Below are 19244 nucleotides of genomic sequence, written 5' to 3'. Positions count from 1 at the left end.
TGATTCCTCCGTTCGTTCGTGACCTCTACGCCGCCCCCTGCCGGCGCGCCATCTCGCCGATCCACGTGGGCGCGAATGGCGAGGTGCAGTTCGGCGGCGTCGGGTGGTCCTTCAGCACTTCCAGTCGTTCGCCGATGTCGATCGCGCGGACCCGCAGCTCGACGTGCTCGATGCCGATCTGTGCGCGCGCGCGATCGTGTTGCGTCTTCACTCGCTTCGCCAGAGTGCGCAGCCTGCCGAGGCTCACGCCGTGATCGTCACCGCGCCGCTCGTTCACTTCGCGCATCTTCGCGTCGTCGAGTGCGGCGAGTTCGACCATGACCTCGCCGACCGTCTCCGACAGCGTTTCCTGTGTCATGACGTGGGGTCGTCGCCGCGCGACCAGGCGATCGCGATGAGCCGGCGCAGCACGTCGAGGTCGATGTCGTCGAGCTTCAACACGTAGACACATCCAGCGCCCTCGGTGTACGTGCCGATCTGGGGGAGGAGGGAGGCGCCCTCGGGGAGGTCCTTGATTCCGTAGATCGACAGTTGCGACTTGCGTGGCGAGAACCCGGTCTTGGGCCAGTCGCCCTGGTTGCGAGGATTCACCGGCGACGCGTAGCGGTAGCTCCCGTAGCCCACGATCGACGGACCCCACATGACGGGTTCGGTGGCGGTCACCTCGCGGAAGATCGTGGCGAGGGCCTTGCCGTCGTCGCGGCGGCGGGCGGGTGTCGCCGCGTCGAGGAAGTCGTCGACGGAGGCATCCGTCGGCTGGGTCTTGTTCTCGGCCATGCCTCCCATTGTCGCGTGCACGCCCCTGGTGCGCGAGTGCTCCGAGACCTGCGCACCATAGGCTGGCCGCATGCCGCCCGCCTCGACTGACGCCCGTGCCGATCTTGTGGCGCTGTGCGAGCGCGGCATCGACTGGAGACTCGGCCAGCAGCCAGTCTGGGGAAACGAGGCTCCGCTCAGGGATGCCGCCGTGCTCGTGCTCTTCGGCGTCCTCGACTCCGTTCCGGCCGGCGCGTCGAATGCGGTCGCGCGCGACCTGGATGTGCTGCTGCAGCGGCGGGCGGCGACGCTCTCGAGCCATGCCGGACAGATCGCCTTCCCCGGAGGCCGGCTCGAACCCACCGATTCGGATGCCGCTGCCGGAGCACTGCGTGAGGCCGTCGAGGAGACCGGCCTCGACCCGAGGGGTGTCGACGTGCTCGGCACGTTGACGCCGTTCCCGGTGCCCGTCAGCAACCACCTGGTGACGCCGGTGCCCGCGTGGTGGAGTCGCCCGTCGGAGGTCGCCGCCGTCGACTCGGCCGAGACGGTCGAGACGTTCCGCGTTCCGGTCGCCGACCTCGTCGATCCGGCCAACCGCGCGATGACCGAACACCGGTTCGCTGGCGAGGTCTATCGTTCGCCCGCGTTCGCCGTTGGCGGCAGGGTCGTGTGGGGCTTCACGGCGAGGGTCTTGTCACGCATGTTCGAAGACCTGGGGTGGGCCGTCGAGTGGGACGAACGCAAGGTCGTCGAACCCTGAACCATCGACGCGGAATGCCGCGGTCGAGCGACCGTCGGGCAGCGAACTCGATCTGATCGATCTGGCCGGTCCGCCGTGCACGGCGGCGGCGTCAGTGGGTCCGCGTGACGCGCTCGGCATGTCGCCGGCTTCGAACACGCATCAGGTGCCGGCTGCTCGCGCGTGCCAGGCGTGGGCTGTCTCCTCGAGCAGCGGCTTCCACGGTGACGGCGTGATGCCGAAGGTCTCGGTGGTGTCGGTTCCGTCGGCGATGAACGGCCGCTCGAACTGGTAGAGCACTCCGGCCACTTCGCGCAGCACGGGGATCACGACACCGCCTGCGCTGAGCGCCCAGCGGGGCAGCTGTCGCAGCCGCGGCTCGCCGGCATCCACTCGAGCGGCGAGGCCCTGCAGGACGTCGCGTACCGTCGCGGGCGGATTCGAGGGCACGATCCACGCGGAGCCCCACGCTCGCTCATCGCGCCCGAGAACGGCGAGGGTCGCGGCGATGTCGTCGACCGCCGTCCACGTGTGCGGCTGGTCCGGGTCGGCGAACACCGTCGCGGCCTTCCCACCGAGCGTGGCGCTCGCATATCTGGCGAGCAGGGAACCGGCGGGCGTCAGGGCAGGACCGATGTAATCCGAGGCCCGCACCTCGGTGGCCCGCACGCGGGCAGCCTCGTGAGCGGCCAGGGCGTCCTGCCACATGCGCACCCGAAGCACGCCCTTGTGATCCGACGGGCGAAGCGGCGTGCTGCGCGTCATCGTCCCGTCTACGGGGCCGTACCCGTAGAGGTTGCTCATGGTGACGAGCACCGCTCCGCTTCGCTCGGCCGCGGTGAGGATCGACGCGGCGAGCGGCGGCCACACGCGCTCCCACTGCGGGTACGCGCCCGGGTTCGCGCAGTTGTACAACGTTGCTGCGCCCGCGGCCGCGGCGGCGAGACCCGTCGCGTCCGAGGCGTCGAGCGCCATGCGCTCGATGGCCGGATGCGCGGGGCCGCCTCCGGAGCGGGTCACCACGCGCACGCGATGTCCGTCGTCAGCCAGTCGTACTGCCAAGGCGGTTCCGATCGGGCCGGCGCCGACGATCAGGTGCAGGGAAGTCATGACCCGGACTCTCGCACACCACGGCGACGATAAGGTTGACGGATTCAGCGCTAATCAAAGGATAACAGTCGAAGCTTTGGTTAGAATGGCGGAATGACGCTCGTGGATGCACCATGGCCGGCCGTCGACAGCGAGCCGCGGCCGTGGCACCGCGCCGAGAACGAGGTGGCCTCGCGCCGGCAGCTCCGCGCAGCCGTCGGCGAGTATCGTGCCGCGCTGGTACCGCTGATCGCCGATCGCGAGGTGCCGTTGCGCCCCGAGACGCTGGCGATCGCCGACGACGCGAGCAAGGAGCTCACGCGATTCGACGCCGAGGCCGGATCATTCGCAGCCCCTTTCGCCGCGATCCTGCTGCGCACTGAAAGTGCCTCGAGCTCAGAGGTCGAGCACCTCACCGCGAGTGCGAAGCAGGTCGCGCTCGCCGAACTCGATCGATCCGACTCGACGAACGCGCAGCTCGTCGTCGCGAACGTTCGCGCGATGCAGGCGGCGATCGCGCTCGCCGATCGCCTCGACGAGCAGGCTGTCATCGCGATGCACGAGGCCCTGCTCGAGACATCCGCACCGCATTTCATCGGCGGGTGGCGCGATCAGCAGGTGTGGATCGGCGGCGGGTCGTTCTCGCCGCATCACGCGACGTTCGTGCCGCCGCATCACGACCGGGTGCCGAGGCTGATGGCCGATCTCGTGCGGTTCGCCGACCGCGCCGACGTGCCGGCGCTCGCGCACGCCGCGATCGCGCACGCCCAATTCGAGACGATCCACCCGTTCCCCGACGGCAACGGGCGCACCGGGCGAGCGCTGTTGCACGGGATGCTCCGCGCCGCCGACGTCACCCGCAACGTGGCGGTGCCGGTCTCGGCGGGTCTGCTGGGCGATCTCGACGCCTACTTCCTGGCGCTCACCCGGTACCGGCAGGGCCAACCTGACGTCATCGTCGAGACCGTCGCCGACGCCGCGTTCCGGGCGGTGGCCAACGGCCGTGCGCTGGTGCGCGAACTGCACGAGATCGCCGCGAGCTGGGATGCGCTCGTTCGAGCGCGATCGGATGCCTCGGTCCATCGGGTGAAGGCGCACCTGCTGCAGCATCCGCTCGTGACGGCAGCGTCGGTCGCTGAGGCGATCGGAGTGAGCGAAGTCGCGGCGCAGACGTCGATCGACAAACTCGCCGGGGCAGGCGTGCTCACGCGTGCCGCGGGCGGTGCGCGCTATCGGGTGTGGCAGGCGACCGAGGTGCTCGCCGCGCTCGACGCGTTCGCCGCGCGTGCGCGTCGCGCCCGTTGGTGACCGGCCCAGATCAGCGGGTGCGCCCGAAGATGAAGTACGAGATCGGCCCGATGAAGTTCACCGCGATGAGCACCGCCCACAGCGGCTTCGCGCCGCGCACCTGCGTGGCCGGGCGTCTCGCGAGGTCGGTCCATGCGGTCGCGGCGAGAGCCACCTGCACGGATCCCGCGACGAGCGTCCAAGTCTTCTGTTGATCGCTGAGATCGCTCCAGCGCTGCTGTTTCGTCGTCGCCATGTCGGCCCCCTTCGTCGGCGGTGTCCTGGGATACCTCGGCTTGGTGCAACCCTAGCTCGGTACGGTGATGACATGGAGTTCGTGCTCGCTGCAAGCGCGGTCATCACCGACCCCGACGGGCGGCTGCTGCTCGTCAAGCGCGGCAGGGAGCCGCAGCGGGGCCGATGGTCGGTGCCGGGCGGGCACGTCGAACCGGGCGAGGCGCTCGAGGCGGCCGCCGCGCGGGAGGCGCTCGAAGAGACCGGCCTCCACGTCGAGGTGGGCCGCGAGCTCTGGACCGTGCGCGTGCCCACCGGCGACGGGCGCGAGTACGAGGTCCACGACTTCGCGGCCACGGTCGCCGGCGGCGTGCTCGGTCATGGCGACGACGCGGATGACGCACGGTGGGTTTCGGCCGACGAACTGCACTCGTTGCGGCTGACCTCACACCTCGTCGACCACCTGCGCATGGCCGGCATCATCCCGCCGCTGCCGTACGTCGACGAGCACGCGGTGGCCGTCGCGGCAGACCGCGAGACGGTGTGGTCGGCGCTCGAACGTGTCGTCGAGCGCACCGGCGCGCCATGGTTCGCCACACTCCTGGGTTGTGAAGATGTCACGGCGTCGGGGCCCCGCCCCCTCGAGAGGTCGTCGAGCGTGCCCGGCTTCCACATCACCGCCGCCGAACGTCCGTCGCTGCTCGCGCTCGCCGGGCGCCACCGATTCTCCGACTACGAGCTCAGCTTCCGAATCGACGACCTCGGCGCCGGCCGCAGCCGGCTTCGTGCCGAGACGCGCGCCATCTTTCCGGGGGCAGGTGGCGCCGCATACCGGATGCTGCTGATGGGACTGGGTACTCACATCGTCGCGACACGCCGATTGCTCGCGCGGGTCGCCCGCGTCGCACGCGAAAGCGGGCCACGGGCGCACCGTGCGGAAGGGCAGTGAGGCTGGGGAGGGCGAGCGCGCGGTCCTACGACGAAGACGGGACCGGGCAGCGGCGAGCCGTGGACGACGTGGCGTTCGCGAGCTGTCCCCGGGTCAGCGGGCGGTCGAATCGACCGCATATACTCGGCCCCGATGAAAGACCGACCCGATACCCCGACAGCAGGCGTGTCAGGGGACGCTGAATCACAGGTCGGGCCGGTCTTCGTCGATCCGTCCGGTCGCCGCCGGCGCCGTGCGCGGATCATCGGCGGCTTGGCTCTGTGCGCGGTCGCGGGCTATCTCGGGCTCGTGGCGACGGTGTTCCTCGGCGGACCCGACGTCGTGACGCCCCTGCTGCCGAAGCCGGCCGCCGCGAACGAAGCCGCCCGCGAACTCCCTGCCGTGCAGCCGACGCCGAGCGCAGCGCCGTCGGTGGTGCCCGACGCGACGGCCGAGCCCACTCCGGCGGCGCCCGACCTGGTCGCCCCACAGCCGGCGGCGGCGGCACCGACGCCGGCCGAGCCCGCTCCGACCGAGCCGGCAGCCGATGAACCGGCAGCCGATGAGCCGGGCAAGAGCGAGACCGCTCCCGGCAAGACGAACACTCCCGAGCACCCGCAGCGCCCGTGAAGCCGCGCGGTCTCCATCAGCGGTTCGCAGCGTCGCGCGTCAGAACGCACTGGATCGTGCTCGGCGCCGTCCTGCTGGCGCTCGGCGTCGCGCTCCTCGTGCAGGGCTACACGCACCACCTCGCTTCGATCAGCAACGACTCGGTGCCCTCGACGGCTTCGGCCGAGCATGTGCCACCGGAGGTGCACGACGGCGGTCCCGTCATCGATGCGAGCGAGGCCGAGGTGCGCACCGCCGGCCCGCCCGAGCAGACGATCGCCCTGACCTTCGATGACGGTCCCGACCCGACGTGGACGCCTCGTATCCTCGACGTGCTCGAGCGGCATGACGTGCATGCGACCTTCTTCGTCGTCGGCACGGCGGTCATCGACCACCCCGACCTGGTTCGCCGAATGGTCGACGAGGGCCACGAGCTCGGCGTGCACACCCTGACGCACGCCGACCTCGGTTCGGCGCCGCCCTGGCAGCGCGAGCTCGAACTGCAGGGATCGCAACAGGCGATCGTGGGAATCACGGGATCCAAGACCGCGCTGATGCGGCCGCCGTACAGCTCCGAGAACGATGCCGTCACCGACGGTGCCTGGTCAGCGATCCGCGCCGGTGCCGAAGACGGATACCTGACCGTGCTCACGACCCTCGACAGCGAGGACTGGCGGCAACCAGGGGTCGAGACGATCGAGCAGAACCTCACCCCGACCGGGACCGAGGGGCAGATCGTGCTCATGCACGACGGCGGCGGCGACCGCAGCGAGACGGTCGAATCGCTCGATCGGATGCTGGCCCGCTACGCCGATCAGGGCTACCGCGTGACGACTGTGGGCGACGCCCTCGGCGTCGAGAGCACCGCTCCGGCGACCGCGGTGGAGCGCGTCGCCGGCGCGGCCTTCGCGTGGGGCATCCGGCTCAGCGATCTCGTCGTCACCCTGATCGGCTGGGCGCTCGTCATCAGCGGAATCGTGATGGTGGTGCGCGCCGTGCTCGTCGTGGGCGTCGCCCGGCGCCACCACCGCTCGACACGACGTGGGCGCCATGCGCCGGGCGCACCCCCCAGGAACATCGTGGGCGAGCCCGTGAGCGTGATCGTTCCGGCGCACAACGAGGCCGCCGGCATCGAGGCCGCCGTCCGCTCGATCGCCGCATCGACGCACCCCGTGGAGATCATCGTCGTCGACGACGGATCGACCGACGACACCGCAGCACTCGCCGAAGGCCTCGGACTGCCCGGCGTGACGGTGATCCGCCAGGAGAACGGCGGCAAACCGGCCGCACTGAACACGGGTCTGAGCGCCGCCGCGCACGACCTCATCGTCATGGTCGACGGCGACACGGTCTTCGAGCCGGGCACCGTGCACGCGCTCGTGCAGGCCTTCGCCGATCCTCGCGTCGGCGCGGTCTCGGGCAACACCAAGGTCGCGAACCGCGACGGCGTGCTCGGTTCCTGGCAGCACATCGAGTACGTCGTCGGCTTCAATCTCGACCGCCGCCTGTTCGACATCGCCGAGTGCATGCCGACGGTGCCCGGCGCGATCGGCGGCTTCCGGCGCGAGGCGCTCGAACGTGTGGGGGGCGTCAGTGGCGACACGCTCGCCGAAGACACCGACCTGACGATGGCGCTCTGCCGCGACGGGTGGCGGGTGGTGTACCGCGACGACGCCCGGGCCTGGACCGAGGCCCCGGCCAGTCTCGGGGCGCTCTGGCGCCAGCGCTACCGCTGGTGCTATGGCACCCTGCAGGCGATGTGGAAGCACCGCGGCGCCGTTGTCCAGGGGGGAGCGGCCGGCAAGCTCGGCCGGCGAGGCCTCGGCTACCTGCTGGTGCTGCAGGTGCTGTTGCCGCTGTTCGCACCCGTGGTCGACCTCTTCGCAGTGTTCGGCCTCATCTTCCTCGACCCACTGCGCATCGCCGCTGTCTGGCTCGCGTTCCTCGCAGTGCAGTTGATCATGGCCGTGTACGCCTTCAGGCTCGACCGGGAGTCACTGCGACCGCTGTGGACGCTCCCGCTGCAACAGGTGGTGTACCGACAGCTGATGTACCTCGTCGTCATTCAGTCGGTGTTCACCGCCTTCGCAGGCGTGCACCTGCGGTGGCACCGCATGGAGCGGTACGGCAGCCTGCGCGTGCCCGACGAAGACCGGGCCCTCGCCCGCGCCTCCTGACCGCCATGCGTGCTGGCCGTTAGTCTGTGACCATGGCTATAGGATCTACCATTCGAGGTGCGTCAAAGCGGCAGGTTCTGGCCGACCATGTCTACGACGATCTCATGCTCGCGCTGGTCGACGGTCGCCTCGAGGCTGATTCGCCACTGAACATCGATGCGCTCGCCCGTGAGATGGAGATCTCGCCGACGCCGATCCGTGAGGCGCTGGCGCGCCTCGAGTCGACCGGGCTCGTCGTGCGGGCGGCGCTGCGTGGGTATCGTGTCGCGCCACTGTTCACGATCGACGAGTTGAACGAGCTCATGGAGGCTCGCGAACTGCTCGAACCCGAAAATACCTTCCGTGCGTGCGGCCTTGCGTCAGCGCGACTGCTCGACGAGCTCGAGCGGTCGATCACCGATTTGCGTGAGGCGCCGGTCGACCGAGGCGGCGAATCGATCAAGCCCTACTGGGAGGCCGACGAGCGATTCCATCGGTTGATCGCCGAAGGCGCGGGCAATCGATTCCTGCTGGCGGCGTACACGGCCCTCGGCGGGCACGTGCAGCGGTTCCGCCTGTTCGGGGGACTCGGGGTGAGTGATGCCTCGCACGCCATCGCCGAGCACGGCCTGATCCTCGCGGCCATGCGCGCGGGCAATGCAGAGCTGGCCAGAAAGACGATGCACGACCACATCTGCGGTGTGCGTCTGCGTTCTATCGCCGACTCCCAGCAGCAGTAGTCACGCTCGCCGACTCGACGGCGGGTGCGGAGTCGGACGGTGCGGTTGACGGATATCTCCTCTCATGTATCCTATAGGAAACATGATTTGGCCGATCGGAACTCCCGACGGCACACAACGAGGTGTACGAATGCCCCATACCCGTGAGACCTGGCCGATCGCGGCCGCACTCCATCAACTCGCCCGTTCCGAGGTCCAGCACGCGGGCGCCTCGCGCTGGCTCTCCGACCTGCAGCAGGTGAAGGACGTCGGGTTCGACGCCATCGACCTCACCGACAACTGGCTGAAGATCGGCGATCTGACGCGGGCGCGACGCGATGAGTTCCGGGTCGTCACAGAGCACCTCGGACTCGCGGTTCCCGCCCTCTCGATCACCCGGCGCAGCGTCATCGATCCGATGGCAGGCGACGACAATCTCGCCTACACGCACCGCACCCTCGAGGCTGCCGCAGAGCTCGGCGTCGGCGTGCTCTCGCTCGGTCTGCACCGCCCACTGACCGCGGCGCAGCAACAGGCGCTCTGGTTCTGGACCGAACCCGGGCACAGCGACCCCGAGGGTGATGCCGACACGTGGAATCTCGCCGTGCGGCGGTTCCGCGAAATCGGCGAGCATGCTGCCGATTACGGCATGCTCGTCTCACTCGAGCTCTACGAGGACACCTACCTCGGGACGTCGTCGAGCGCGGTGCGACTCGTCGAGGACATCGACCTCCCCAACGTCGGGCTCGACCCCGACCTCGGCAACATCGTGCGACTGCACCGCCCGATCGAGGACTGGCGCGAGATGCTCGCCGCCATGCTGCCGTACACGAACTACTGGCAGGTGAAGAACTACACCCGCGTCGAGGCGTCGGGCGGCGTGGTCAGTACGCACCCTGTTCCGCTCGAATTGGGTGTCATCAACTACCGCGACGCCATCCGCGACGCGGTCGCCGCAGGATTCGACGGCGTGCTGTGCTGCGAGCACTACGGGGGCGACGGGCTCGGAGTGAGTGCGATGAACATGCGCTACCTGCGCACACTGCTGCCCGCGACATCCGCCGCCACGGTCGTCGCCGCGCCCGAACTCGACGCGGTCGACGTTGCCGCGCAAGCGAAATCCCCGACCCACGTCACCGAGAAGCAAGCAGAGGAGAACGTGGCATGAGTCATCTCATCACCGACGCGGCAACCTTCGCCGCCGACGCCATCGACGGATTCGTCGCGGCGAACCCCCGCTACGTCCGCCGCGTCGACGGCGGAGTCGTGCGCTCGACCGTGATCCCCCGTGGACGGGTCGCCCTCGTCGTCGGCGGCGGCTCCGGTCACTACCCGGCGTTCGCCGGGGTGGTCGGTCCGGGCCTCGCCGCCGGCGCCGTCTGCGGCAACATCTTCGCCTCGCCTGCCACCGGCCAGGTGTCGCGTGTCGCCCGGGCGGTCGAACGCGGCGCGGGCGTGCTGCTCAGCTATGGCAACTACGCCGGAGACGTCCTGCAGTTCGGCCAGGCCGAAGAGCGATTGCGCGGTGAGGGCTACGACGTGCGCACCGTCGTCGTCACCGACGACATCGCGAGCGCGCCCGCCTCCGAGCGTCACCGCCGCCGGGGCATCGCGGGCGACCTGACCGTGTTCAAGATCGCGGGTGCCGCGGCCGAGGCCGGATTGTCGCTCGACGAGGTCGAGCGCCTCGCCCGGCTCGCCAACGAGCGCACGCGGTCGCTCGGCGTCGCATTCAGCGGGTGCACACTGCCCGGCGCCGACGCGCCGCTGTTCACCGTCGAGGCTGGCATGATGGCCGTCGGCCTCGGCATCCACGGCGAACCCGGCCTCGAAGACCTGCCCGCCCCGACCGCGCGAGGCCTCGCCGAACTGCTGGTGAGCCGGCTGCTCGCCGAACTGCCCGACGGCGTCGACCAGGCTCGCGGCAGCCGCGCCGTCGTGCTGCTCAACGGCCTCGGCACCTTCAAGTACGAAGAACTCTTCACCGTGTTCGGCGCGGTCGCATCCGAGCTCGAGACCGCCGGAGTCGATGTCGTCGACGCCGTGTGCGGCGAACTCGTGACGAGCCTCGACATGTCGGGCGTCTCGCTCACCCTGCTCTGGGTCACCGACGAGCTCGCCGAGCTCTGGGTGGCGCCGGCCGACTCACCCGCGTTCCGTAGGAGCGCGATCGACGCCGAAATCGATGACGCGGCCATCGAAGTCGCCGATGTCGCAACCGGCGCTGCGGGAGAGGTCGACGATGCCGAGCAGCAGCGCGCCGCGGCATCCGCACTCGACCTGCTCCGTACCGCCCACGCAGCGATCATCGAAGGTGCCGAGGAGTTCGGACGCATCGACGCTGTCGCCGGTGACGGCGACCACGGCATCGGCATGAGCCGAGGGGTCACCGGTGCGCTCGCCGCGGGCGAGCGGGTCGTCGCGCAGGGCGGGGGCATCGTGCGCCTGCTCGCCGAGAGCGGCGAGGCGTGGTCGGAGCACGGCGGGGGCACCTCGGGCGCGCTCTGGGGCATGGCGCTCGCCAGTGCCGGAACGAGTATCGCCGCCGACCGGACTGAAAGCGCTGCCGGTGCCGGTGCCGCGGATGCTGCACCCGACGCGCGGGCGGTTGCGCGCGCGGTCGCGGCGGCCCTCGCGGGAGTGCAGCGACTCGGAAAGGCCGAGGTCGGCGACAAAACGCTGATCGACGCGTTCGCGCCGTTCGCCGTGGAGCTCATGTCGGCCGTCGACCGCGGCGAAACGCTCGCCGCGGCATGGTCGCGGGCCGCGGACGCGGCGCAGGCTGCCGCAGATGCCACCGCACAGCTCGAGCCTGCCCTGGGGCGAGCCCGCACCCACGCGCGGCGGAGCCTGGGACATCCCGATGCCGGAGCCGTCAGCTTCGCTCGCATCGTCACCGCCGTCGGGCAGTCGCTGCAGGCCTGACCGACCCCCACGACACTTGAGAGAATAGGAAGATCAATGACTGAACCACTGCGAATCGTCGTCGGGTCCGATGACGCCGGATACGAATACAAGGAGGCGCTGAAAGCGCTGCTCTCAGCCGACCCTCGTGTCGCATCAGTCACCGACGTCGGTGTCGATGCCGACGGGCACACCGCCTATCCGCACATCGCCGTCACGGCCGGCCGTTCGATCCGCGCCGGTGAGGCCGATCGGGCTCTCCTCGTGTGCGGCACCGGACTCGGGGTCGCAATCGCAGCGAACAAGGTCCCCGGCATTCGCGCGGTCACGGCGCATGACTCCTTCTCGGTTGAGCGCAGCGTGCTCTCGAACGACGCCCAGGTGCTCACCATGGGCCAGCGTGTGATCGGGCTCGAACTCGCCAAGCGACTCGTGCGCGAGTGGCTCGACTATCGCTTCGACCCCGCTTCGGCGTCCGCCGCGAAGGTCGAGGCCATCGAGAGCTACGAGGTGGCCGCATCATGACCGCCCGCCGCCCCCGCATCGCGCTGACCCTCGGCGATCCGGCCGGCATCGGCCCAGAGCTCGCCGCCAAACTGCTCGCCCGCCCCGAGACCACGGCGCAGGCCGACGTCTACGTGCTGGCCGACGCCGCCGAGCTGGCAGTGGCCGCGCAGGTGGCCGGCGTCGAAGTTCCCCTCGCCGACACTCCATCGGTCGGCTACGCGACACTGCTCGACGACGACTCGCTGCCCGGCGATCCCATCCCCGCCCAACAGGTGAGCGTCGAAGCAGGTGCTCGCGCCATCCACCAGCTCACGCGCGCCCTCAGCATGGCGAACGCCGGAGAGATCGACGCGATCGTGTTCACTCCACTCAACAAGACCAGTCTGAAACTGGCCGGCATGGATCACGAGGACGAGCTGCGCTGGTTCGCACACGAGCTCGGCTTCACGGGCGTCACCAGTGAGCTCAACGTGCTCGAGGAGCTCACCACTGCCCGCGTCACGTCGCACATCCCGCTGTCCGAGGTGGCGGCCAACATCACGGCTCCGCGCGTGACCGCGGCCATCGAACTGCTGAACGAGACGCTCAAGGGTGCAGGGCACACCGCTCCGCGCATCGGGGTGGCTGCGCTCAACCCGCACGGTGGCGAGAACGGCAACTTCGGCCGCGAGGAGATCGACGAGATCGGCCCCGGGGTCGAGGCGGCCAAGGCGCTCGGCATCGACGCGCACGGCCCGTTCCCGTCCGACACGATCTTCGCCGCGAAGCGAACCGATTTCGACGGCATCGTCACGATGTACCACGACCAGGGCCAGATCGCCATGAAGCTCATCGGGTTCGACAAGGGCGTCACGATACAGGGCGGCCTTCCGGTGGTCATCGCGACCCCGGCGCACGGCACCGCGTTCGACATCGTCGGCAAGGGAATCGCCGGAACCGGCGCCACCGAGCATGCGTTCGACCTCGCCGTCGGCGTCGTGAACCAGAAGCTGCGGGCCGAGTCATGACCACGACCACGACCAAGGCCACGACCTCGAAGCGAACCTGGGTGCGCTGGCAGATCTTCTCGATCCTCTGGATCCTCGTGCTGCTGAACTTCATCGACCGTGCGACCCTCTCGGTCGCGATGCCGTTCATCGCCGAAGAGCTCGAGCTCACCCCCGAGGCGCAGGGCGTGCTGCTCGGCTCCTTCTTCTGGACCTACCTGCTCTTCCAGATCCCGGGTGGCTGGCTGCTCGACAGGTTCGGGCCGCGCAGGATCGTCGGCGGCGCCGGCGTGGTGTGGGGGTTCTTCCAGCTCATCGGCGGGTTCGCGACGAGCGGGCTGTTCCTCACCTTCACCCGTCTGGGCCTTGGAGCCACCGAGGCACCGGTCTTCCCCGCCGGCGCCAAGCTCAACGCGAACTGGCTGCCGGCGAAGGAGCGCGCCCGTGGTGCCACGTTCGTCGACGCCGCGGGCCCGTTCGGCGCTGCCGTGGGCGGACTGATCGTCGCCCTGATGATCGGTGCCTTCGGAGGATGGCGCATGGCGTTCATCGTCACCGGTGCCATCACGATCGTCGTCGCTGCGCTGTTCGCCCTCTACCTGCGCGACACTCCTGCCCAGCACAAAGGCGTCAACGAGGCCGAGCTCGCGCACATCGGCAGTGATGAGGCATCTGTCGACACTGCGACCGGCCCGCTGCCCCGCGCCGCCGACTACCTGCGTTCTCGTTCGTTCTGGGGTCTCATGTTCGGGCGTCTCGGCTGGGCGACCGTATGGTGGGGCATCATCTCGTGGACGCCGTCGTACCTTTCAACGGCGCTCGACTTCGATCTGGCCGGACTCGGCTGGGGCACGTTCCTCGTCTACGGCATGGGCGTCGTTGGCCAGTTGGTCGCCGGCTACACCGCAGACCGCTGGCGTCAGGCGACCCCTCGCTTCAACCTCGTGATGAAGACGATCTTCGGTGTTTCGGGCCTTGGCACGGCCATTGCGATCTTCTCGCTGCCAGGCGCGACCGATGGCGCCGTCGCCCTCGCCCTACTGAGCACGGCGGTGTTCTTCATCAACTTCGGCGGTCTCTACTGGGCGATTCCCGCCTGGCTGGCACCCAAGAAGCAGGTCGGCACGGTAGGTGGCGTCATGAACGTGGCCTCGTCGGGCGGCGGTGCGCTTGCGCCGATCGTCATGGGCTTCGCCATCGGGGCGAGCGGCGGCAGTTTTGCGGGCTCGTTCGTGTTCCTGGGCGTATGCGCCACGGTCTATCTGCTCGGCTCGATGCTCATCGACTTTCGCAAGCCGATGGCGCATGCGCGCGACCGCACAGGCGACGCGGCAGCCGTCGACGAGGCGGGTGCGGAGACCATCGGATCGGGTCGATGACTCGCTACGAGGGTGGCATCGTCGATGCCCACCACCACTTCTGGGAGCCGTCACTCGGGCGCAACCCCTGGTTGCTGCCCGAGGCGGCCATCCCGTTCCGCTACGGCGCCTACGACGAGATCAAGCGCGACTATCTGCCCGACGACCTGCTGGCGGATGCCGCGGGGTTCCGCATCGTGGGAACCGTGACCATGGAGACCGAGTGGGACAGCGACGACCAGGTCGGTGAGATGGCCCACATGATCGGCATCGCCGAGCGGTTCGGCCTTCCGAATGCCGCTGTGGCCGCCGCGACGCTCGACGCCCCAGAGGTTGAGGCGACGCTCGAGCGGTTGGCGGGCATTTCGCTCGTGCGCGGCGTGCGGCACAAGCCCGGTCAGGCGGCGTCCGCTGCGCTCGCCGCGTCGACGACGACGCTGCTGGTCGACCCGCAGTGGCAGGCGGGCTACGCGTTGCTCTCGAAGTACGGTCTGGACTTCGAGCTGCAGACCGCGTGGTGGCACCTCGACGATGCGCTGATGCTGGCCCGTCGACATCCCGAGACGCCGATCATCCTGAATCACGCCGCGCTGCCGAGCGATCGGTCACGGGAGGGCATCGAAGGATGGGCCGCGGCGCTCACCGAGATCGCGGCGGCGCCGAACGTGTCGATCAAGATCTCGGGCATCGGCCTCGCCGGGGTGCCCTGGACCGTCGAGGGCAATCGCGAGATCGTCGAACGCACGGCCGAGATCTTCGGCCCCGAGCGCATCATGTTCGCGAGCAACTTTCCCGTTGACGGCCTCACGGGCAGCTATCGCGACATCATGGGCGGCTTCATCACGATTGCCGAGTCGTGGAGCGCCGACGAGCAGCGGGCGGCGTTCCTCGCGAACGCGGTGCGCATCTACCGACTCGATGAGCGGCTGCTCGATGCGTGAGCCACTGACCGAGGTCGCGACATCCGATCGGCCGCGCGGTTTCATCGGCGTGAGTACCAAGGCGTACCTCGGCCAGGCGCAGACCGTGTCCTGGCTCGACGGCATCGCCGCAAGCCTCGATGCCCAGCCGTCGCTGGCGTCAGGCGGGGTGACCCTGTTCGTCATCCCCGCATTCCCGCTCATTCCCGCGGCGCTCGAGCGGCTCTCACCGCGCGGTGTCGTCATCGGAGCGCAGACAGTGAGCTGGGGGAGCGGCGCGCTGACCGGTGAGGTCTCGGCCGGATTGCTGGCCGAGATGGGCGTGGGCATCGTCGAGATCGGCCACGCCGAACGTCGTGCGCACTTCGGCGAGACCGACGAGATCGTCGCGCGCAAGGTGCGTGCTGCGCTCGACACGGGGCTGACGCCGCTGCTCTGCATCGGCGAGACCGATCGCGGCACTGTCGCCGATGCGGTCGAGTTCTGCCGAGCCCAGGTGGCCTCGGCGCTCGGCGACTCGCGCCACGCCCTGAGTTCGGTCGTGCTCGCGTATGAACCGATCTGGGCGATCGGCGCGAGCGAGCCGGCGCCCGCCGAGTACGTGAGTGCGGTCGTCGCAGGACTCCGCGCGGCGCTGCACGCTGAGCGACCGGATGTCGCTCACGCAACCTCCGGGTCGGACGCCGACGTCGCCGTGATTTACGGGGGCAGCGCGGGTCCCGGACTGCTGCGGGAACTCCCGGGCGTCGACGGACTCTTCCTCGGCCGGTTCGCGCACGACCCCTCCGCGTTCGTTCGCGTCGCGGGGGAGGCACTCGAACTGCGAGCGCTGTCGGCGGAGGACGTCCTTCCGGGGTAGCGGATCGCTCGATCGGCAACTTGCAGCCCGGCAAGATCATAAATCCGATAGGATCTTTGATTGAGCCACACTCTCCCTCGACTAACACGAGGGCAACCCGAGAAATCAAAGGAGATAGACAATGGCGTCAACCACGGCCAAATTCGCCGCGATCGGTGCGGTCACCCTGCTCGCCCTCACCGGATGCAGCAGCGCTGCTGCTGGCTCGACGAGCGGCGATCAAGAGGGTGGATTCGCGCCCTCAGGCGATGCACGAATGATCGTGCCGTTCAGCGCCGGCGGCGGAAGCGACCTCAGCGGTCGCGCCATCGCCGCAGGGCTCGAAGAGGTCACGGGAGTGAACATCTCGGTCGAGAATCGCGAGGGCGGCTCCGGCGCCGTCGGCTACTCGCACTTCCTCGCGCAGGAGGGCAAGGACAACTACCTGCTCGCCGCCGAGACCGCCATGCTCGCACTGCCCCTGACGCAGGACGTGCAGTTCGACTACACGAGCTTCACGCCGATCATGAAGCTCGGCGACGACTTCACCCTGCTCGTAGTGGCACCTGATTCGCCGTACGAGACCTGCACCGATGTCGTCGACGCCGCCGAGAAGGAGCGCGTCGTGGCCGCGGTCTCGGGCGCGACGAGCCTCGACGAGATCGTCTTCACCCTGGTGGAGGATGCCACGGGCGTGAGCTTCGACCGCGTCCCATTCGAATCCGGGTCCGAGGTGCTCGCGTCGCTGCTCGGGGGCAAGATCGACGTCGCCTCCTTGAATCCCGGTGAGGTGCTCGGCCAGCTCGAATCCGGCGACCTGAAGGCACTGTGCTCATTCTCGGAGGAGCGCTACGAGTATGACCAGCTCGCCGACATCCCGACCGCGAAGGAACAGGGCGTCGACGTGTCGTTCGCGCAGTTCCGCGGCTTCATCGCGCCGGGCGGCATCACCGACGAGGCGCGTGAGTACTGGATCGACGCCGCAAAGGAGTTCGAGCAGTCCGACGCATACGCCGAGTACATCGAGAGCAACGTCATGCAGGCGAACGCCGTCTACGGCGACGACTTCGTGACCTACCTCGAGGGCAACAACGCCGACCTCCAGAAGGTGCTGCAGTAGTGGAATCGCCACGACTCCAGGTCGCCGGCATCGCGTTCACCGCGGTGCTGGCGGCCGTCGGCGCCGCCGCGGTCGTCGGCGGCCTCGGGTACGGCGCGGTCGATGACGCCGGCCTCGTCGGGCCTGGGTTCATGCCGATCTTCGCCGGCGGGCTGATGCTGATCTTCGCCCTGATCGACATCATGCAGCGCGTGCGCCACACGGTCGTCGCCAACCGGGACGCGAAGCTCGCGCTCGACACGTCGTCGTTCGAGGCGCTCGAGCACGAACTCGAAGACGAAACGAAGCTCGATGTCGACATCTTCGGGCGCTCGCAGCGATTCCGCAATCGCCAGCTCGTCGCCGTCATCGGCATTCTGGTCGTCACGCTGCTGCTCGTGAACGTGCTCGGCTTCATCCTCGCGTTCGGCCTGATGCTGGTCGCGATCGCGGTCCTCGTCGAGCGCCGTGCCTGGCTCTCGTCCGTCATCGTCTCCGTCGTGGCGCTCGCCGCGGCCTACCTGATCTTCGGGGTCTTCCTGCGCGTGCCGCTGCCCCAGGGTCTGCTGGGAATCCTCTAGCTCATGATCGACAACCTCCTCCTCGGCTTCCAGACGGCACTCACGCCCGAGAACCTGCTCTGGTGTTTCATCGGCGTGCTCATGGGCACCATCATCGGCCTCATGCCGGGCCTCGGTTCGACCACTGGTGTCGCGATCCTCATCCCGCTCACGCTCACGCTCGAGCCCGTCACCGCGCTCATCATGCTCGCCGGCATCTACTATGGCGCGCAGTACGGCGGCACCATCACGTCAGTGCTCATCTCGACACCAGGCGAGGCCGCGAGCGTCGTCACCACGCTCGACGGCTATCAGATGGCGCGAAAGGGGCGTGCCGGCGCGGCACTGGCGATCAGCGCCATCGGCTCGTTCGTCGCCGCGATCATCTCGCTCGCCCTGCTGATGGCACTCGCGCCGCCGCTGGCCGACCTGGCGCTGAACTTCGGCCCGGTCGAGAACCTCGCCATCATGATCCTCGGTCTCGTGATCGTGGTCAGCTTCGCGGGCGGTTCGATGGCCCGCGGGCTCATGATGGCCGCGGCCGGGCTCCTCATCTCGACGGTTGGCGTGGCAACGGGCTTCAGCGATGCGCGCTTCACCTTCGGCAACATCGACCTGCTGGGCGGCATCCCGTTCGTCGAGGTGATGATCGGCATCTTCGCCGTCGGCGAGGTGCTGTACCAGATTCGCATCGGGGCGGCCGAGCCGATCAAGGCCAGGTTCCGCGACATGCTCATCACGAAGGACGAACTCAAGCGAAGCGCCGGACCCATCGTGCGCGGCAGCGGCATCGGGTTCGCGCTCGGCATCCTGCCCGGCGCCGGCTCGACACTCGCGTCGTTCATGTCGTACGGCATCGAGAAGAAGGTCTCGAAGAACCGCCGCCTGTTCGGCAAGGGCGCGATCGAGGGCGTCGCCGCCCCCGAGAGCGCGAACAACGCGGCGGCCAACGCCAACTTCGTTCCCACGCTCGCGCTCGGCATTCCGGGTGGCGGCACCACCGCCGTGTTGCTCGGCGCATTCACGATCTACGGTCTCCAGCCGGGCCCGCTGCTCTTCGAGACGCAGCCCACCCTCGTCTGGGGTCTGCTCGTGTCGTTCTTCATCGGCAACGTGCTGCTGCTCATCCTGAACCTGCCGCTCGCGCCGGTCTTCGCCCAGATGCTCCGGATCCCGTACGGCTTCCTGTACCCGATCATCCTCCTGACGAGCTTCATCGGCGCCTACGCGGTGAGCAACAACATGTTCAGCGTGGTGCTGGTGCTCATTTTCGGCCTGCTCGGCTACGTGATGAAGGAACTCGACATGCCGGTCGCGCCGCTCGTGCTCGGCCTCGTACTCGGTCCACTGTTCGAGAAGGCGCTCGTGCAGACGTCCGCGCTCGGTCAGGGTGACTTCTCGATCATGCTCGAGAGCCCCATCTCGGTCGTCATCCTCGCACTCGCACTGCTCATGGGCGTAGGGCCGATGCTGCTCGGAAGGCTTCGCGTTGCGCGACGGTCGCGTCGATCGGTGACCGAGTCCGAGAAGGTGGACGTGTAGCTGCATCAGA

The 19244-nt window shown here is 68.9% G+C and carries 20 protein-coding genes; 16 read left to right on the top strand and 4 right to left on the bottom strand.

Features of this window, described 5'->3' with window-relative positions:
- Positions 1-25 precede the first annotated feature (25 nt).
- Both LSF15_RS16075 and LSF15_RS16070 read right to left on the bottom strand, forming a co-directional pair.
- On the bottom strand, positions 26-358 hold the full coding sequence (locus LSF15_RS16075) for a DNA alkylation repair protein (RefSeq protein ID WP_232499574.1): 333 nt from the start codon (positions 356-358) through the stop codon (positions 26-28).
- Entirely contained in the window at positions 355-777 is a 423-nt protein-coding gene (locus tag LSF15_RS16070; RefSeq protein ID WP_232499573.1) for a DUF1801 domain-containing protein, read from the bottom strand. The genes LSF15_RS16075 and LSF15_RS16070 overlap by 4 nt, the downstream gene beginning before the upstream one ends.
- Positions 778-847: 70 nt before the next feature.
- On the opposite strand from LSF15_RS16070, the gene LSF15_RS16065 reads away from it, so the two are divergent.
- Positions 848-1519, top strand: coding sequence for an NUDIX hydrolase (locus tag LSF15_RS16065; protein WP_232499572.1), 672 nt, complete (start codon positions 848-850; stop codon positions 1517-1519).
- Positions 1520-1660: 141 nt separating this feature from the next.
- Here LSF15_RS16065 and LSF15_RS16060 read toward each other — a convergent pair whose 3' ends face one another.
- Positions 1661-2608, bottom strand: a complete 948-nt coding sequence (locus tag LSF15_RS16060) for an NAD-dependent epimerase/dehydratase family protein (RefSeq protein ID WP_232499571.1) — start codon at positions 2606-2608, stop codon at positions 1661-1663.
- A 93-nt stretch (positions 2609-2701) separates the two neighbouring features.
- Here LSF15_RS16060 and LSF15_RS16055 point away from each other — a divergent pair, with 93 nt between their 5' ends.
- Positions 2702-3895 (top strand): Fic family protein, encoded by a 1194-nt coding sequence (locus LSF15_RS16055; RefSeq protein WP_232499570.1) that lies wholly within the window; start codon positions 2702-2704, stop codon positions 3893-3895.
- 10 nt (positions 3896-3905) lie between these two features.
- On the opposite strand, the gene LSF15_RS16050 is transcribed toward LSF15_RS16055, so the two are convergent.
- Complete coding sequence (locus LSF15_RS16050) at positions 3906-4130, bottom strand: PLD nuclease N-terminal domain-containing protein (protein WP_232499569.1); 225 nt, start codon at positions 4128-4130, stop codon at positions 3906-3908.
- Positions 4131-4202: 72 nt separating this feature from the next.
- Between LSF15_RS16050 and LSF15_RS16045 the strand changes: the two genes are divergently transcribed.
- The 14 genes from LSF15_RS16045 (at position 4203) to LSF15_RS15980 (ending at position 19234) form a co-directional block, all read left to right on the top strand.
- Positions 4203-5057: an NUDIX domain-containing protein gene (locus LSF15_RS16045; protein WP_232499568.1), complete on the top strand. Its 855-nt coding sequence runs from the start codon at positions 4203-4205 to the stop codon at positions 5055-5057.
- Between the two features lie 252 nt (positions 5058-5309).
- Positions 5310-5666, top strand: a complete 357-nt coding sequence (locus LSF15_RS16040) for a hypothetical protein (RefSeq protein WP_232499567.1) — start codon at positions 5310-5312, stop codon at positions 5664-5666.
- 56 nt (positions 5667-5722) lie between these two features.
- A complete protein-coding gene (locus LSF15_RS16035; RefSeq protein ID WP_232499566.1) occupies positions 5723-7822 on the top strand; it encodes a bifunctional polysaccharide deacetylase/glycosyltransferase family 2 protein in 2100 nt (699 codons plus the stop codon).
- A 32-nt stretch (positions 7823-7854) separates the two neighbouring features.
- Positions 7855-8541 carry a GntR family transcriptional regulator gene (locus tag LSF15_RS16030; protein WP_269756532.1) on the top strand — a complete coding sequence of 229 codons (687 nt, stop codon included), beginning with the start codon at positions 7855-7857 and terminating at the stop codon, positions 8539-8541.
- Positions 8542-8671: 130 nt separating this feature from the next.
- The gene (locus tag LSF15_RS16025) at positions 8672-9688 is read left to right on the top strand and encodes a sugar phosphate isomerase/epimerase family protein (RefSeq protein ID WP_232499564.1); all 1017 of its coding nucleotides are present in this window, start codon (positions 8672-8674) and stop codon (positions 9686-9688) included.
- Entirely contained in the window at positions 9685-11445 is a 1761-nt protein-coding gene (locus LSF15_RS16020; RefSeq protein ID WP_232499563.1) for a dihydroxyacetone kinase family protein, read from the top strand. Before LSF15_RS16025 ends, LSF15_RS16020 begins: the two co-directional genes overlap by 4 nt.
- 36 nt (positions 11446-11481) lie before the next feature.
- The gene (locus LSF15_RS16015; RefSeq protein WP_232499562.1) at positions 11482-11949 is read left to right on the top strand and encodes a ribose-5-phosphate isomerase; all 468 of its coding nucleotides are present in this window, start codon (positions 11482-11484) and stop codon (positions 11947-11949) included.
- The gene (locus LSF15_RS16010) at positions 11946-12938 is read left to right on the top strand and encodes a 4-hydroxythreonine-4-phosphate dehydrogenase PdxA (protein ID WP_232499561.1); all 993 of its coding nucleotides are present in this window, start codon (positions 11946-11948) and stop codon (positions 12936-12938) included. The genes LSF15_RS16015 and LSF15_RS16010 overlap by 4 nt, the downstream gene beginning before the upstream one ends.
- Positions 12935-14296: an MFS transporter gene (locus tag LSF15_RS16005; protein ID WP_232499560.1), complete on the top strand. Its 1362-nt coding sequence runs from the start codon at positions 12935-12937 to the stop codon at positions 14294-14296. Before LSF15_RS16010 ends, LSF15_RS16005 begins: the two co-directional genes overlap by 4 nt.
- The gene (locus LSF15_RS16000) at positions 14293-15216 is read left to right on the top strand and encodes an amidohydrolase family protein (protein ID WP_232499559.1); all 924 of its coding nucleotides are present in this window, start codon (positions 14293-14295) and stop codon (positions 15214-15216) included. Before LSF15_RS16005 ends, LSF15_RS16000 begins: the two co-directional genes overlap by 4 nt.
- Complete coding sequence (locus tag LSF15_RS15995; RefSeq protein WP_232499558.1) at positions 15209-16054, top strand: triose-phosphate isomerase family protein; 846 nt, start codon at positions 15209-15211, stop codon at positions 16052-16054. The genes LSF15_RS16000 and LSF15_RS15995 overlap by 8 nt, the downstream gene beginning before the upstream one ends.
- A gap of 121 nt (positions 16055-16175) precedes the next feature.
- Complete coding sequence (locus LSF15_RS15990; RefSeq protein WP_232499557.1) at positions 16176-17153, top strand: tripartite tricarboxylate transporter substrate binding protein; 978 nt, start codon at positions 16176-16178, stop codon at positions 17151-17153.
- Entirely contained in the window at positions 17153-17713 is a 561-nt protein-coding gene (locus tag LSF15_RS15985) for a tripartite tricarboxylate transporter TctB family protein (RefSeq protein ID WP_232499556.1), read from the top strand. Before LSF15_RS15990 ends, LSF15_RS15985 begins: the two co-directional genes overlap by 1 nt.
- A gap of 3 nt (positions 17714-17716) precedes the next feature.
- Positions 17717-19234, top strand: coding sequence for a tripartite tricarboxylate transporter permease (locus LSF15_RS15980; RefSeq protein WP_232499555.1), 1518 nt, complete (start codon positions 17717-17719; stop codon positions 19232-19234).
- Positions 19235-19244 lie beyond the last annotated feature (10 nt).

The sequence above is a fragment of the Agromyces humatus genome (assembly GCF_021228295.1).
Taxonomy (GTDB): domain Bacteria; phylum Actinomycetota; class Actinomycetes; order Actinomycetales; family Microbacteriaceae; genus Agromyces; species Agromyces humatus.
This window is presented reverse-complemented; position numbering and strand designations above follow the sequence as displayed.